10 protein-coding genes and 1 tRNA gene are annotated in these 16,750 nt (G+C 63.5%); 9 read left to right on the top strand and 2 right to left on the bottom strand.

The features are described 5' to 3' along the window. Positions 1–340, bottom strand: a 340-nt coding sequence (locus AC3WJU_RS09080) for a TetR/AcrR family transcriptional regulator (RefSeq protein WP_492259700.1), incomplete at its 3' end; no start/stop codon positions are given. 276 nt (positions 341–616) lie between these two features. On the opposite strand from AC3WJU_RS09080, the gene AC3WJU_RS09075 reads away from it, so the two are divergent. The 7 genes from AC3WJU_RS09075 to AC3WJU_RS09045 all read left to right on the top strand — a co-directional run bounded on the left by AC3WJU_RS09075 (position 617) and on the right by AC3WJU_RS09045 (position 10,656). Next, positions 617–688, top strand: a tRNA-Gln gene (locus AC3WJU_RS09075). Between the two features lie 154 nt (positions 689–842). Further along, positions 843–2,351 carry a bifunctional UDP-N-acetylglucosamine diphosphorylase/glucosamine-1-phosphate N-acetyltransferase GlmU gene (gene glmU, locus AC3WJU_RS09070; protein ID WP_284989829.1) on the top strand — a complete coding sequence of 503 codons (1,509 nt, stop codon included), beginning with the start codon at positions 843–845 and terminating at the stop codon, positions 2,349–2,351. Next, complete coding sequence (locus AC3WJU_RS09065; RefSeq protein WP_028266439.1) at positions 2,348–3,328, top strand: ribose-phosphate diphosphokinase; 981 nt, start codon at positions 2,348–2,350, stop codon at positions 3,326–3,328. The genes glmU and AC3WJU_RS09065 overlap by 4 nt, the downstream gene beginning before the upstream one ends. A gap of 402 nt (positions 3,329–3,730) precedes the next feature. Continuing rightward, complete coding sequence (locus tag AC3WJU_RS09060; RefSeq protein ID WP_284752518.1) at positions 3,731–4,303, top strand: 50S ribosomal protein L25/general stress protein Ctc; 573 nt, start codon at positions 3,731–3,733, stop codon at positions 4,301–4,303. A gap of 121 nt (positions 4,304–4,424) precedes the next feature. After that, the gene (gene pth, locus AC3WJU_RS09055; RefSeq protein ID WP_059387937.1) at positions 4,425–5,009 is read left to right on the top strand and encodes an aminoacyl-tRNA hydrolase; all 585 of its coding nucleotides are present in this window, start codon (positions 4,425–4,427) and stop codon (positions 5,007–5,009) included. Positions 5,010–5,198: 189 nt separating this feature from the next. After that, on the top strand, positions 5,199–7,919 hold the full coding sequence (locus tag AC3WJU_RS09050; protein ID WP_492259698.1) for a helix-turn-helix transcriptional regulator: 2,721 nt from the start codon (positions 5,199–5,201) through the stop codon (positions 7,917–7,919). Then, positions 7,897–10,656: a LuxR C-terminal-related transcriptional regulator gene (locus tag AC3WJU_RS09045; RefSeq protein WP_492259697.1), complete on the top strand. Its 2,760-nt coding sequence runs from the start codon at positions 7,897–7,899 to the stop codon at positions 10,654–10,656. The genes AC3WJU_RS09050 and AC3WJU_RS09045 overlap by 23 nt, the downstream gene beginning before the upstream one ends. A gap of 169 nt (positions 10,657–10,825) precedes the next feature. Here AC3WJU_RS09045 and AC3WJU_RS09040 read toward each other — a convergent pair whose 3' ends face one another. Beyond that, complete coding sequence (locus AC3WJU_RS09040) at positions 10,826–11,065, bottom strand: hypothetical protein (protein WP_172465510.1); 240 nt, start codon at positions 11,063–11,065, stop codon at positions 10,826–10,828. 46 nt (positions 11,066–11,111) lie between these two features. On the opposite strand from AC3WJU_RS09040, the gene AC3WJU_RS09035 reads away from it, so the two are divergent. Further along, positions 11,112–13,646 (top strand): helix-turn-helix transcriptional regulator, encoded by a 2,535-nt coding sequence (locus AC3WJU_RS09035; RefSeq protein WP_284989826.1) that lies wholly within the window; start codon positions 11,112–11,114, stop codon positions 13,644–13,646. Then, positions 13,643–16,324, top strand: coding sequence for a helix-turn-helix transcriptional regulator (locus AC3WJU_RS09030; protein WP_492259696.1), 2,682 nt, complete (start codon positions 13,643–13,645; stop codon positions 16,322–16,324). Before AC3WJU_RS09035 ends, AC3WJU_RS09030 begins: the two co-directional genes overlap by 4 nt. The last annotated feature ends 426 nt before the right edge of the window (positions 16,325–16,750 follow it).

The raw sequence follows: 16,750 nt of genomic DNA, 5'->3' as shown, positions 1-16,750 counted from the left end.
GTGGGGGGGGGGGGGCGGGCGCGTCGCGCATGAGGATCCGGAAGCCGTCGCTCCGCTCCTCGATGTAGCCGAGCAAGGCAAGGGCCGCCTGTTCAACGAGGACGCGTGGTTTGGCTTCGGCGGCGAGGGACTCGTTGATGGCGTCGAGGAGGATCCGGAATTCGAACTCCACAACCTGGGTGTAGAGGCCTTCCTTCGAGCCGAAGTGCTCGTAAATCACCGGCTTGGACACGCCCGCGGCGGCTGCGATTTCGTCAATGGTCGTGGCGTCCAGGCCGCGGGCGGCAAAGAGGCCCCGGCCAATTTCGATGAGCTGGGAGCGGCGCTGGGAGCCTGTCATCCGGGCACGGACAACCTGGGCTGCGGGTGGGTGGTTGATCACCCTGGAACCCGTCGACTGCCGGGGAAGTCCTGTGCTGTTGCTCACGCATCCATCATGCCTTATGGCAAGCGTGAAGCGGCCTCTGGAGTGCCCGCCAATACCGCTGGAAAGGACTCGGGGTTGCGCCAAGTCGCGAACACCGCGATGGTCATGGCAAACTAGATTCTTGTGTGTGCGACCCGGTCAATCGGGAACCCCGCGGACCCTGCGTCCGCAAGGGCTAAGTGCGCACGGTCCGCTCTGGTGTAATGGCAGCACCCCGGCCTTTGGAGCCGTGGAGTATAGGTTCGAATCCTATGGGCGGAACTTGTCGGTGGTCTGCCGACGCCGCCTCTGAAGGCACCGTCTCTCCCGAAGCTGTCCACTGGCTGCACGGAAGGCTGTGAATCGGCAAGAGTAGGATAGAGCAGATGCCGCAGCCGGGTTCGCCCGGACGTAACCGAGCAAGGAGAGCGACTTCGTGAGCCCCGATACTACTGGCCCCGCCGCTGTAATTGTCCTAGCTGCCGGAGCCGGTACGCGGATGAAGTCACGGACTCCCAAAATCCTCCACGAAATCGGCGGACGCTCCATGGTGGCGCACGCCATCCTCGCAGCGCGCTCCATCGATCCCCGGCAGCTGGCCCTCGTGGTCCGCCATGAGCGGGACCTCGTCGCCGCGCACATTGAACTGATCGATCCCGACGCCGTCATCGTGGACCAGGACGATGTTCCGGGGACCGGGCGCGCGGTGGAAGTAGCCCTTGACGCCTTGGACGCGAAGGCAGAACTCACTGGCACGGTAGTGGTCACCTACGGTGATGTGCCTTTGCTGACCGGTTCCCTTCTGTCCGAGCTGGTCGCCACGCACGAATCCGAAGGCAACGCCGTGACGGTCCTGACCGCGGTGCTCGATGACGCCAATGGCTATGGCCGCATCCTTCGTGCCGAGGACGGCACCGTGCTGGGCATCCGCGAACACAAAGACGCGAGCGACGCCGAACGTTCCATCCGCGAAGTCAACTCCGGCATCTACGCTTTTGACGCAAAAGTGCTTCGCGAGCAGTTGCGCAAAGTGACCACCGAGAACATCCAGCAAGAAAAATACCTCACTGACGTTCTCGAATTGGCGCGCGACGCCGGAGGCCGGGTTTCCGCCGTCGTCACCGCCGACCGTTGGCAGGTCGAGGGCGCCAACGACCGTATCCAGCTCGCCGCGCTCGGCGCAGAGCACAACCGCCGCATCATCGAGGCGTGGATGCGTGCAGGCGTCACGGTCGTCGACCCGGCCACCACCTGGATCGATTCCACCGTCACACTGGACGAAGACGTCCGCCTCCTGCCCAACACGCAGCTCCACGGCACCACCACCGTGGCGCGCGACGCCGTCGTCGGCCCCGACACGACCCTCACCGACGTTTCGGTGGGCGAAGGCGCGAAGGTGACCCGCACCCACGGCTCAGGATCGACCATCGGTGCGGGAGCCAGCGTTGGTCCGTTCACCTACCTGCGTCCCGGCACTGTCCTTGGGGAGACCGGCAAGATCGGCGCCTTCTACGAAACCAAGAACGTGACGATCGGCCGCGGTTCCAAGCTGTCCCACCTCGGCTACGCCGGCGACGCCGAGATCGGCGAGGACACCAACATCGGCTGCGGCAACATCACGGCCAACTACGACGGCGAGAAGAAGCACCGCACGGTGATCGGCTCCGGTGTACGGACCGGTTCCAACACTGTCTTCGTGGCCCCCGTAACGATCGGCGACGGCGCATACAGCGGCGCCGGTGCCATCATCCGCAAGGACGTTCCCGCCGGAGCCCTCACCCTGAGTGTCGCTCCCCAGCGCAACGCGGAAGGCTGGGTCATCGCCAACCGGCAGGGCAGCAACTCGGCCCAACGGGCGCAGGCTGCGCAAGCCGCGCTTGGCTCCACTGCCACCCCCGATTCCTCAAGTACTCCGGCAACCACAGAAGAGGGCACACAGGCATGAGCGAAATTACCGCACACGGCGAGAAGAAACTAGTTCTCGCCGCCGGACGGGCGCACCCCGAGCTGGCGCAGGAAATCGCCAAGGAGTTGGAGACCGAACTCCTGCCTATCGACGCCTACGACTTCGCGAACGGCGAGATCTATGTGCGCTCAGCGGAGAGCGTCCGTGGCACCGATGCCTTCGTCATCCAGGCGCACCCGGCCCCGCTGAACAACTGGCTCATGGAGCAGTTGATCATGATCGATTCCCTGAAGCGCGCGTCCGCGAAGCGGATCACGGTTGTGTCGCCGTTCTACCCGTACGCCCGGCAGGACAAGAAGGGCCGCGGCCGCGAGCCGATCTCCGCCCGCTTGGTGGCAGACCTTTACAAGACCGCCGGCGCGGACCGCATCATGTCGGTGGACCTGCACACGTCCCAGATCCAGGGGTTCTTTGACGGCCCGGTGGACCACCTCATGGCCATTCCGCTGCTTGCCGACTACATCCGCACCAGGGTCGAAGCGGACAACATCACCGTTGTCTCGCCGGACACCGGCCGTGTCCGCGTTGCGGAACAGTGGGCCGAGCGCCTGGGCGGTGCGCCTTTGGCGTTCGTCCACAAGAGCCGCGACCTCACGGTGCCGAACCAGGCCGTCTCGAAGACCGTCGTCGGACAGATCGAAGGCCGCACCTGCGTCCTGATCGACGACATGATCGACACCGGTGGAACGATCTCCGGCGCCGTCCAGGTCCTCAAGAACGCCGGCGCCAAGGACGTCATCATCGCGTGCACCCACGCCGTCTTCTCCGAGCCGGCGGCACAGCGCCTGGCCGATTCCGGTGCCCGCGAGGTGGTCGTCACCAACACCTTGCCGATTCCGGCCGACAAGCGCTTCCCGCAGCTCACGGTCCTGTCGATCGCACCGTTGATTGCGCGCGCCATCCGCGAAGTGTTCGACGACGGTTCCGTCACCAGCCTCTTCGACGGCAACGCCTGATCCCCACCGGCTCCCAGCCTTCGCAAGCTCAGGCCGGGGCCCTCGCCGGCGTGGGCCCACTCATCGCTGGTCCAACCCAACTGGCTCGCATTAGTTGTCGTTATGAGCCCTCAAAACGACAACTAATGCGAGCCAGTTGGGCAGGGCGGGGCCGTTTTCCCTTTGGCGGGACGCGGCTGCTAAACTCTTGGGGATACCTTGGCGAGGGAGAGCACATCCGGGTTAAAACCGGATTGCGGGTCTCCGTTATCGACTGGGTCTGAATCTCCTTCAACGAAGGCGGACCGAGCCTGCTGCTCAGCGGCTGGCATTCCGCCGGGCGTGGAAGGTCACCACAGACCTCCGCCCTTGCTGATCGACTTGCCGGCAATTCGCCGGCGCCACAGTAATCAAGGAGTACACATGTCTGAGCAGAAGCTCGCAGCAGAACTGCGCACTGAATTCGGCAAGGGTTTCGCCCGCCGCGCCCGTGCAGCCGGCCAGATCCCCGCCGTCATCTACGGTCACGGCGCTGAGCCCATCCACATCAACCTCCCGGGCCGCGCCACCACCCTGGCCGTCCGCGTTTCCAACGCCCTGCTGGCCCTGGACGTCAACGGCGAAGAGCACCTTGCCCTCGTGAAGGACATCCAGCGCGACCCGATCAAGCAGATCATCGAGCACATCGACCTCCTGACCGTCCGCAAGGGCGAAAAGGTTACCGTTGACGTTGCCGTCCACGTTATCGGTGAAGCTGCCATTGGCGCTGTCGCCAACCAGGAAGCCACCACGGTTTCCCTCGAAGCCGAGGCTACGCACCTGCCGACCTTCGTCGAAATCAGCATTGAAGGCCGCAAGGCCGGCGAGCACGTCCACGCTTCGGACATCGTCCTCCCGAGCGGTTCGGAACTGCTCACCGATCCCGAGACCCTCATCATCAACATCTCGGAGGCCACTTCGGAGGCCGAAGAAGAGGCAGCTCCTGCCGCTGAGTAGTCGTTCGGTTTATTAGTCTTTCCGACTAATTGCGGCATTAGCCTTAGCGGGTGGCCGGGTCCCTGAGGGGTCCCGGCCACTTCTTTTTCATTCCACACTCTTGATTCCCTAGGATGACTCCATGACAGACACCTGGCTGATCGTAGGCCTTGGCAATCCCGGCGCTGAATACAGCCACAACCGCCACAACGTCGGCCAAATGGTCCTGGACGAACTGGCCTCGCGGATGGGCGGAAGCTTCAAAGCCCACAAGGCCCGGGCGCAAGTGGTCGAGGGCAGGCTGGGGATCGGCGGACCGCGCGTAGTGCTGGCGAAACCGATGAGCTACATGAACGTTTCCGGGGGACCCGTATCCGGCCTGGCCAGGTTCTTCGACATCGCCCCTGATCACGTTATTGCCGTCCACGACGAAATTGATATTCCCTTCAATACGGTCAAGCTGAAGATCGGCGGCGGAGAGGGCGGGCATAACGGCCTGCGGGATATTTCCAAGGCCTTGGCTACAAAGGACTACTTGCGGGTTCGCGTGGGGGTGGGCAGGCCGCCCGGAAGAATGGACACCGCGGATTATGTCCTCAGGGATTTTGGAGCTTCCGAGAAAAAGGAGCTGCCATTCCTCCTGGATGAAGCTGCGGATGCCGTCGAGGTATTGATGACTCAAGGTTTGCTTGCCGCCCAGCAGAAGTTCCACCCCGTCAAGGCCTAGCAGCGTGGGCCTACGTGCACTCATTTCGGTGGTTAACAAGTACCCTGATCGTTAGTCGGCTGGCTAATTGATTCACGCCGATCGCTATGATACTTTGCAAATCACTGCTGGGGGTGAAGAGGAAATACAAAAGCAAACGACCCGCTGAACGTCACGTCCGCCAGAGCTGCGAAGGTAGCGTGATCTAAATTGCGAGCAACACCGGAGTCTGAAGCAGAGCGACCCGCAACGGAGCGGCAAGCACTGGGCGCTGCAGAGCGTCGAAAATGGTCGTCCCTGGTCCGGCAGGATCTTCAGAACACGGTTATTGACGCGCTCGGCGACCCGTCTTTGTACGGAGTGGTGGTGGTTGGCGCGCCGGGCGTCGGCAAAGCGATTTTCGCCCGTTCGGTTGAGGCCCGGCTTACTCCAAAGACTCACGTCCTGCACCTCCACGGCTCCACGGACGTCAGCACTCCTTTTGGGGCGCTGGCCCACCTGGTGGCGAGGCTTCCCGTCGATGCCGCAGATTCCCCTGGCGCGATCATCCACGGCATATCGCATTTGATAAGTTCGGACGCCGCGGGGCGCGAAGTGCTCTTGGTCCTTTCGGAACTGCCCGCTTTGGACAGCATGAGCACGGCCCTTCTGGTGCACTTGTTAATCAGTGGGACAGCGAAAGTCCTCGTCACTGTCCGCCAAGCCACAGACATGCCAGAAGACCTGATCAGGCTGTTGAAAGACGGCCTCCTGGACGAAGTTGAACTTCAGGTTTTTTCACGGGCGGAAGTTGCTAAATTACTGAGCGGCGTCCTTGGAAAACGGGTGACCGCTACTGCTGCAAGCGCTTTGCACGCGTCCAGCGGTGGAAATCCCTTGGTGCTCCAGGCCATCGTCACCGAACAGCTCCGCTCAGGCAACCTGCACCTGGCCGGACAGGTTTGGGCGATGAAGGGCGAAATCCACCTTTCTTCCGCTGAAGTCCTGACCGACCTGGTCCGCTCGCGCCTGGCCCGGGAGACCCCCGCGGTCCAGGAAGCCCTGGAGCTGCTTGCCCTCATTCGAACGGCCCCGCTCGCCGTGCTCTTGGACGTCCTGGAACCTGAAGTGGTTGCCGAGATGGAGTGGTCCGGCTACCTGCGCGTCGAACCGTCAGGCGCCCGCCGGGTGGCGCTGCGAGACGAGTACATGGGTGAGGTTATTCGGGGCTGGATGGATCTGCCACGGCGGAATGAACTGCGGCGGCTCGCCGCCGGGGTGATCGGCAGCATCACCCGGGACCTTGATGCCGAGGCGCTCCTGGGCTTTGCCTCTTCGACACTGAACGTCCGCGAAACCCTTGAACCAGGAGTGGCACTGGCAGCTGCGACGGCAGCGAACAGGCAATTCGATCCCTGGTTCGCCTTGGAATGCGCCCGGCAGATCGGCCGCGAGGACAAGGAATGGGTGGCTGCCGCCCAGCAGCGCTGCGTTTCCCACGTTATTCTGGCCGAGCACGAGGCCGCGGTGGCCGCTTTGAAGGATGTGACGCCCGAGCAGCTTCGGCGCCTCCCGGCGTATGACTACGCGGACTATGTCCAGGAACTCTGCAGCGCGCTGCTGTGGGTTCCAGGTGGGCACCTCCAAATACCCGGCCTCATCGCCGAGGCCCGGGAGGATCTTTCCCGCCGATCGCAGGAAACCGGAGCGGATGCCACGGAAATCGAACGGGCAAGCGGGATGCTCAGGCTCGCGAGTTTCGAGCTCCACGTCCATCAGGGCGAGTATGCCGAAGTTGCCGAAGCCTTGGAGCAGGAGTACCGGGACGGCATCGATCTTCAACAAAGGCTGAGCTGCGGGAGCCTGCTGATCATGGCCTGGGCGGTGTTGGGCAGGGAAATGGAAGCGATCGAGCTGGCGCGCGAGCTGAGGCACAAGATACAGCGTGCAAAGGCGCGGCCGCGGTTGCACAACTGGTTGTCCGAAGGCTTGTTTGCCGCACTCCTGTGCAGCGGACAGTGGGAAGAACTAGCCCGGATGCTGACTGCGACCCTCGATCAGCAACCAAAGAACATCCACTATCTTGGCGGTGCCGCCGAACTGGCGCTGGGCGTTTCCTACACCTACGCAGGACGGGCTTCAGTCGCGATCGACACCCTGCTGGGCGCCCAGGCGCAGTTGGAAATCAGGCGCAACTACTACGGACCAGCACTGGCCTACTCCGCGCTCGCTTTTGCGTACGCCCAGGCCGGAGACGTGAAGGAATCCCGGACTTTTCTCGAATTGGCCGAAAAGGGACAAGGGGAAACGGCCTGGTTCCCCGCCTGGATGGCCGAATTCTGCGTCAAGATGGCCAGGCGTTGGCTGAAGGATCCCGGGGCGAAGCAAAGCCTCATCGAGTCGGCCAACCGGGATTTGGCGAAAGGACGGATCACCACGGCGTCCATCAGCCTCTTCGGCGCCACCGTCCACGGCACCGAGGAGGAACTGTTGCTCCTGGAGCAGGTTTCGTCCCGCCGCCAGGGCAAGATGGCCGCAGTCAACCGGATGGTGGCGGAGGGAACCCGCAAGAAGGACCCGAAGACGTTACTACTTGCAGCTTCGGTTGCCCAGGAACTGAAATTGGATGCGGTGGAGTCCCGCTGTGCCGTCCTGGCCTTGGACATCGCCCGGGAAGCCGGCGATTCAGCGTCCGCAAGGCTGGCCCAGCAACGGCTGGACCGCTTGGTCGGGACCGTGCCGGTACTTCCCCTGACACCTCACACTTTTGGACCCGAACTGACGGAAAGGGAGCGTCAGGTTGCAAAGATGGCCAGTCAAGGGTTGAGTAACAAAGAGGTAGCCAACCAGTTGCAAGTTTCCGTGCGCACAGTGGAAGGCCACCTTTACCAAATCTTCACGAAAATGGGAATCTCATCGAGGAGCGAGCTTGAAGGAACCGCGCAGTCATGACAACGCTGCGGCGGTTCATGCTCATGCCGGAGAACGCGCTACAAGGCCGCCCGAACCGTGGCTCGACTATGGGCATTTGCTCCCCGGAATTACGGCCGCCATCCGCGCGGATGATTGTTCGGCCGTCTTCATCGTGGGCGATTCCGGCCTCGGCGCGTCGTCCCTTCTGGCCCAGCTGGGCAGCGTTTTTGGCGGGGAAGTTGCGGTAGTCCCGATACACGGAAGTCCGTCACTGACCGCTGTCCCGTATGGGGTACTGGCTCCTTTCCTTGCCCATCTTTCACTCGCCGACATATCTTCCCGGGTTGCCGTGCTTCGCTCACTGTGGGATCACCTCGAGGGCATCCGCGTAGGTACAGGACCGGCTTTGCTGCTGGTCGATGACGCGCACTACCTGGACGATGCCACGTGCGCGATGCTGACCGAGCTTGTCCAGGCAGGATGGGCCAAAGTCGTGGCCGCATGCGTTCCACGGCCGGGAGTTCCAGCACCCCTCTTGCGCATGTGGCACGAGGGGACCGCCGAATGGTTCGACCTGGAGCCTTTGACCGCTGAGCAAGGCCACGAACTGTGCGAGGCATTGCTCGGGGGAATCGTCTTGAACAGCACGAGCCATGGTTTCTGGACGGAGGCGGGCGGCAACACCCTCCTCCTGAAGACCCTTGTCCGCGAAGCTGAGAGCTCGGGAACCCTCGTCCAACGGCACGGCGTTTGGCTCAAGACGGCCGCGACTCCGGTCCACACGGTAAAGCTGGAGGCCGTCGTCAAACTTCAGCTGATGCGCATTTCGGCCGCGGGCCGGGAAGCCTTGAACTTGATCGCATTGGCAGAACCGGTGGACGAGACGTTGATTAACGTTGTGGCCGGTGAAGCGGCCGTCCAGGAGCTGGTTGACCAGCATTTGATCAAGCCCGGAGGCAATGGGTTGCCAAATCTCCGGCTCGTCAATCCGGTCTACGGAGAGGTGCTGAGAAGCATCGTCCCGGCCGCGCAGAGCCTCCAACTGCATCGGCAGCTGATCTCCCGGATGGATGTGTTGGAGGATAACCCGGATTCCTTGTTGCGGATGGTGACATGGTCACTTGATTGCGGGGCGGACGTGCCCGATCGTCTTTTGATCCGGGCCGCGGTCCTTTCGGCGAGGCTACTGCAGAGCGAGACCGCATTGCGTATGGCGTCCGCGGTCCGGGACGTGCAATGGCAATCGATTGCTCAAGCCGTTTTGGCCCGCTCATACTTCAATCTCGGCCGCCGGGACGAGGCCGCGGCAGCCTTGGCCCAGGAAACTGTGGATGGCGACGCCGGACCCTCCCAGGTCGTATCCAGCAGCGTCCTTCGCGCGGCCACGCGTGCAGCCGTCGGGCAGTCGGCTTCCTTGATCCGGGCGGAGGCCGAGATCCTCCGCGAATGGGGCGAACAGCAGCCCGCCCTCGACGGCCAGCGGACGCCGGCCGCGCAAGCCGCGGTGACGCTCGCCGCCACCGTGATCGGGCTGCTCGCCGGCTCCGTCGATGGCGATTACAAGAGGATGGGCCCGGAACTGGAGCGGGTGCTCCTCCAGTCGGGAACCGTGGAAGGCTCCTTGGCCCCACTGTTCAGGGGCCTGGCACTCGCACTTAAGGCAGAAATGATGTGCGCCCTCGGCCGCGGGCGCCAGGCGAGGCTATTGGTTCTCGAAGCTGCCGCCTTGGCGCAGCCCCAGGAGAACGATGTCTTCTTCATCCCCGAGTTCATCTCCGCCCGCCTCGTCATCTGCGCGTTGGCCGTAGGTGACTGGGCCGACGCACAAAATCTCCTCGACAGGTACTACGAATCGTCGGGCGTCTCGATGGCGACCTATGGCGGCGCGGCATACGTGGTGGCCGGATACATTGCCATCAGGCAGGGAAAAACCGGCGACGCCCTGCCCTTGCTGACGGCGGGACTCGAAGCCTTGAGGGACAGCGATCCGCAGAATCTCTTCGGACTGTGTGCCGCCATGGCTTTCTATGCCGCAGCCGGCGCCGGGCTGCCTGAAGCCGAACGGTTCCGGGCGGACTTCAAAGCCTGGGGACAACACAGCACCCACCTTCTCGCGGCACAGGCAAACAGTTTTTTCGACGCCGGACTTGAACTCCTCAACGCCGACGGTTCGGGAGTGGAAGCGTTGCACCAAAACGCTGACGACGCGGCGAAGGAAAACGCGACGTACCTTGAACTTCATGCCCTTGAGCTTGCGCTCGCCCTGGGAGACACCAGCAGGTTGGACCGGTTTTGTGAAACCGCGGCTGCAACGGAGGGCGAGTGGGCACAAGCGCTCGCCGAGTACGGACGGGCACTCAAGTTCGGGGGAGCTGCCCGGTACCTGTCCGCAGGGGAGAAGCTACAGGCCGCCACTGCCTACCATCTGGCCGCGAAGGCATATGGATTGGCGTTGGCAGCACCGGATCGCGGCCAGACCAAGGAGCTCAGCGCCGTAGCGCGGGCGGGGCTGGCGCACTGCAACGAAGAACTCGGCCAGGGCAGCGAGGAAACGCAGAACGAGTCCGTGGTTCCGAAGCTGACCAAGAGGGAATGGGACATCGTCAATCTGGCGGTCCAGGGACTCAGCGACCGGCAGATTGCGGACACGCTGCTTATCTCGGTCCGGACGGTCGAAGGGCACCTGTACCGCTGCTATTCGAAATTGGGGATCACCGGCAGGGACGAACTTGCAGGAGCCGCGGCCGTCGCGCAGGGAGCGTCGAGTACAGGCTGAAGCCGGGAATGGCCGCGGGGGAGTAGTAGTGCACTCTCGATTCGAACGGACGCCACTGCCAGCGACGAGTACCCGCCACCCGGGGGAAAGGTACTCACACCCGCATACGAGTATCCGGCACCATGAAAGTCGAGTACTCACTACTGGTGTGGGCCTGACGGCCAGCTGGTTAATTGGGGGGTGTCACCACTCGATCACTGGGGGTCTCGCTCATGTTGACAGCAGGCAGTGCATCTACGGTCCATGCCGTTCGGTCCGGGAACGCGTCCCGGTACCAGGCGTTCGACGCATCTTCGGCGACGTCTTCGTCGGATGGAACCGGAGGCAAATCGGTAATTTCGACGGCCTGGCCGCCGATTGGACCCAGAGCCGCTGTTGAGGACATCGCCGTCGCGCTGGCAGCTTCCAAGGGTGGCGTCCTTGTTACTGGGCCGTCGGGGAGCGGCAAGAGCTACTTGACTACTCGCGCGGTGAACGAACTACGCGGGCGCTCATTCGTCGTCGTCATCCGCGGCAGCGCGGCGTTGGCGAGATCACCGTACGGCGCCCTCAATATCCTTCTGAGCGATCTTGACCCGGGATACCTGGCACATCCAGTCCTGGTGTTGTCGGCACTCACCAATTTGCTCCGTGAGCGCTCCGAGGGAAAGCCGGTGTACCTGGTCATAGAAAACGCGACCGAGCTTGATGAGTTGGCGGCCATGACAGTGGCCCAACTTGCGAGGAACGGCACAGCGCAACTTGTCCTCACCTGCACCGACCCGCAGCGGCTCTGCGGCGAGATCACGCGGCTGTGCGGGGATGGCTTCCTGCACCGGATCGACCTCAAGCCCCTGACTTTCCAGGAATCGCACGCCTGGCTCGAAGCCGGGCTCGGAGCACAGGTCTCCCCGTCCGGCGCCCATGCCCTGTGGACGGCCAGCGGGGGCAACCCGCACTACCTCAAGATGCTCGCAGCGGAGCTCGCCGAATCGGGTTCGCTCCTGAAAAGCGACGGCGTCTGGGTCCTGACGTCCCGGAGCGAACAGCATGGCAGGGCAATCACCGATCTGATCACCACGCGGCTTGGGCGAATGGGCGACGGTGAGCGCAAAGTCCTGGAGATCCTTTCACTGGCCAGGGCCGTGCCCCTGGAATCCCTGCTGGCACTCGCCTCGGCGGACGATGTGGACTCCCTTGAGAAAAGGGGCGTCCTCGTCGTCGACGACTCGTTGCCCAGGATGGCCCGGCTCCAAAGCCAGCTGGTCGGTGACGTGGTCCGGGCGAACGTACCCCCTGGCCGTAGCAACGAACTCCGGGGCCTGCTCCTTAAATCGATGGATCCGGCCCTTGGCCAACGCTCGATGTTGCTATCCATGGCCGCTTGGGCATTGGACTGCGGAGCCAAGCTGGGAAGGGAAGAAGCGCTTGAAGCTGCCGCGATGGCGAACCGGCAACTTGATGCGCGGCTGGCCCTGCGCTTGGTCCGGTCCATTCCGGGCCACTCCACGGTGCCCGGGGCAGTAGCCGAGGAAGCCCGCGCGATGATGACACTGGGTGACGTCGCTGCGGCCCGGGAGCTGCTGGGTCTTCACTTGGATGAACCCGGGGATGAAGCCACCCTGGCCGAATGGGTCCGGCTCAAGCTGGCCGAGGCCGCAGTCCTTCTGGCCCTTCCCGAAACCACGGCGCAAGCCTGCGAAACGCTGGCCCGCGTTAGGCAGCGGCTCGAAGCCGAAACCGGCGAAGGGCAGGACATCGCAACACTTCGGGAGGAACTTGTCCTTGCCGAATCGCAGGCAGCCAGCTATTCGGGTTCCTACGCTGAGATGGCGGCAAGACTGGAAGAAGTTCTTCAAGACTTTGAATCGCACGGCACCGAGTTCCGCCTCCTTGCCGGAAGCTGGCTGTGCGAGGCGTGGGCCCTGACGGGACGGCAATCCGAGGCGGCGGACATGGCGGAACAGCTGACGGCTGACTGCCATGATCCCGCTGTTTCGGTCGCGGCGGCCCGACGCGCCACATCGCGGCTACGGTTCGCCTTCGTACTTGCAGGACGGTGGGATAAAGAGGCGGAAATGGTCCAACCCGGCGACGACCTCTTGGTTTCCGTCGCCGAGGCACTGCCCACAGCGATCGATCTTCCCAAAGCGATCTTCCGGTGCCTCCAGGGACGGGGCCAGGACGGTTTGGACGCGCTCATTCCGGTCATAAGCCAATTGCGCGTCCAGGACAACGAAGGCATGTTGGATGTCGCCTGCACTGCGGCGGCCTACGCCTCGGCTTTGCAGGGCGAGCAGGAGCAGGCCCTGCGCTACCTGAAGGAAGCCTCCACCCAGCTGCGCCGGCCGACGTGGCGGAAGGAACGGACGAAGAGGTACCTCGCGGCGTTGGCCCGTGATCGGGTCGACGGCCCGGATGCCGCCGTCGAGGAGCTCCTCCGCTTGGCCGACGCCGACCGGGACGAGGGCGCCCCCGGTCACGAGATCTTTTGCCTCAGTTCAGCCGTTCGGCTTGGCGCGGTGGCAGCCGCTCCACGGCTGTTGGACTCGGCACTCCGCTGCCAGGGACGATTCGCGGAACTGTGCGTTGCGTACGCACGGGCGACGATGTCCGGAAGCGCAGAGCTTCTTCTTGAGGCTGCACGGTTGGCCGAAGACATGCAGAACGACAGGTTTGCCTTCGATATCGCGGAGACGGTGTTGCAGCTGGACCAGGTTCAGTTGGACAAGACGGCCCTCAGGAAGGCGCGGCAGCTCGCGGAGACGTGCCGGCAGCGCCTGCGCACCCCGCAAAGCGGAAACCAAGAGGGATTGAAGCTGACCGCTCGCGAGATGGAGATCGCCAAGCTGGCGGCGAACCGGGAGAGCAACAAGGGTATCGCCGCTAAGCTCCATGTTTCAGTTCGCACGGTGGAAGGGCATCTCTACCAGATCTTCGGCAAGCTGAAAATCGTTGAACGCTCTGAGCTGAGCTTCGCGCTTGGCAACGTCGAAGGTGGTGCGAAATGACTGAAGTGGTTGCGGCCGATGCGCTTGTCGGACGATTCAATGTGATGGCCGCCGTCGTCGACTGCCTTCTCGACGCCAATGGGCCCGGAGTCCTGCTTTTCGGTGACGCGGGCATCGGCAAGACGGCACTGATTAACGAAGTGGTCTATGAATTAGGGCAACGTGTCCGCCCCTTCAGGGTCTTTGCCGGTCCAACCCTGGCCTCGGTACCGTTCGCTGCCTTGGCGCCCCTTTTGACGGCCTTGACCCCGAGCCAGATCAACGAGCCATTGTCGGTCCTGAGGGCCGTGGTCGCGGCGTTGAACCCGGCAGGCCAGCCACATCCGGCACCGGCGGTCCTGATCGTGGAGGACGCACATCACATCGATGACAGCAGTGTGGCTGTCCTGGCCCAGTTGGCAGCCGCGGAAGCCGCCAAGGTCGTGTTCCTTTGCCGTCCGTATCCGGCGCCGCCCGCAGAGGTCTTCTCGATGTGGTCCGAGGGACTCGTGGACCGATTCGACTTGCAGCCGCTCAACGAGCAGGAAGTCAACCAACTTTGCGCCCAGGCCTTGGATGCGCCCGTCGTCCAGAGCACCAGCGCCGTCCTTTGCAAGTACTCGGGTGGAAACCCGATGTTCCTGCTGGAACTCATCGAACACGCCAAGTCGTTGGGCCAACTGGTCTGCCGCAACGACGCCTGGATGCTTTCGGGTGAGCTTCGGGGAACCAGCGTGCGTTTGATGGACCTTGTCCGGAACCAGATCCTGATGCTGGGCGCCGCGCAGCGCGACACCCTGGAGACGGTGGCCCTCGCCGAGCCTGTCCCGCTGAACGTCGTGCAACGGGCCGGCGACTCCAGCGCCGTGGACGAACTGCAGGAACTGCACTTCATCGAGATTGCGTCCGACCCCGAGCGGCATGTCCGGCTGGCCCAGCCGCTGGTTGGCGAAGTCATCCGCCAGCTGGTCCCGACCGCCCACAGCATGACCATCCGGCGGCGCATCGTGAACCTCATGGAGTCCAAGCCGCAGACCATGGACGGGCTGCTGCGCTACGTCTCCTGGGGATTGGAATCGGGCACCGAGGTTCCGGACTCCGACATCCTGGAGGCGGCCCAGCTGGCAAACCGGTTGTTCATCCCCAGCTACGTGGAGCGGGTTACCGGCGCGATCAAGGATCCGTCCCTGAGGCTTGCCGCCCAAGTAGAGGTGGCGCGGGCCAAATGGTACCGGGGCGACATCAGGGGATCGGTGTCCTCGCTTGCGGGGGTCGTGGATCGGACCAATGATCCGCGGACGGTCCGGCAGGCATCGATGTTGGCGGCCCAGCTCGCCGGGCGGCAAGGCGTCGGGCCGAACGCCATCAAACAGGCTGCGTACGAATGGGAGGCAGCCTTGGCCAGGCTTGCCGAATCCCGTCAGGGCATCGACCCCGATGAGCTGGAACGCGGGAAACTGGGAAGCAGGCTCCTTTCGCTGGAAGGCCTCCAAACCGAAGGCCACTACGTCGAGACAGAGCGGGAACTCCGCCAGATCTGGAAAGAAGCGGACGACGACGAGTCCCGCCTCGTGGCGGGCACCCTCCTCGCAGAGGCCATGGCGGTCACGGGACGGCCGGTGTCCGCCATCCAGATTCTGATGGAGATACAGGAAATGGTCGCCGCGAGCGGCGACTGGAGCCTCCAGTACGCAGGAATGGTGATGCGCCGATACATCCTGGCTTTGCAGCAGGCAGGCGAATTCGGCGTTCTTGAAACGTTCCTCAAGAACCATGTTTCCCAAGCACCGAACTCCCTGATCTATTCGGGCGGGATGCTCCACCTGGCTGCCGGAATGGTGGACCTGCGCCGGGGAGACCTGGGAGTGGCCCTGCCCCGGCTTCGCCAGGCTGTCAGCATGCTGCGCGTCTCCGACATGGGGAGCGACTTGCCCGACGCCGTTGCTGCCGCCGCCTACGCGGCGTCGATCCTGAAACGCCGGGAAACCGCGATGACGTACTCGAACGAATACGACACATTGGTCCGGGAAGGCGTGCATCCGTCGCTGCTGGCACAAGGTCATGCGGCAGTTGCGCGAGCCGAGCACACCGGAACGCAAACGGCGATCTCGAGACTCATGTCCCTTGCGGATTCCGCGGCCGCGGACGGGGCTATCGGCGCCGAGATCGACATCCTGATGTTGGTCCTGAGGCTGGGAGACCCCAGTGTGGCGCGTCGGCTGGTAGCGGTAGCCCAGGGCAGCGAAGGCCGCACTGCGGAGTTCGCCTTGAGCGTCGGGCTTGCCCTCGCGCACAAGGACGCGGATCGCCTCATTGAGCTGAGTGATTCGGCAGCCAAGGATGGACTGGAGCTTGCCGCCGCTGACTGCGCCAGCCACGCCCTACGGATCCTGGAAAGCAGGGGGGACAAGGCGCGCCAGCTCGAAGGACAGCGACTCCTCAAGCGTCGCACCGCCGCTCTCGACAAGGCCGGCCCTGCCGTTGAAGGGGCCTCCCCGGATCTCCAGAAGCTGACCCGGCGCGAACAGGAAATCGCGACGCTCGTGCAGTCGGGATCGAGCAACAAGGACATTGCGCTGAGCTTGGGCCTGTCATTGCGCACGGTTGAAGGCCACTTGTACCGAATGTTCGCCAAGCTTGGCATCAGCCACCGCGAAGACTTGATGAACGGTGCCCACGGCACGCAGGGACTGGGCTAGCCGCAGGCGCGACTGGGTTCACCACTGGGATCGGGTGACCGCTTCCCCGAAGCCGCGTTCCGCCGTCGTGCGCTTGAACAGACGGCACGCAAAGGGCGAAAGGCCTAAAAGCGAGTACTGAATCGAGTGGTTAAAAGCGCTCGGACGGGTAGTCAATCGCCGCGGGAGGGACCGCGCATCCAAAGACGGGTAGAGCCCACTCGCGCCCGCCTTGGGGGTTCGTTAATACGCTTTTCCTGATGGCAACCGCCACTCATTTGGGGATAAGTGGGTCTCGAGATGAAACGCAGGAAGAATTCTTTGCTACAGGAAAACCACCCGGTGATCCAGCGAGAAGTCAACTCCAATGCGACCGGTTTCCCGCATTCCGCGGGCACCCCCACAATCGAGCCGGCGGCGGGCGGTCATGTGCCCTCTGAGACCAGG

It is taken from the genome of Arthrobacter sp. FW306-1B-F12A, assembly GCF_058781865.1.
The sequence above is the reverse complement of the archived record's forward strand: the minus strand, read 5'-3'. Positions and strand labels throughout refer to the sequence as shown.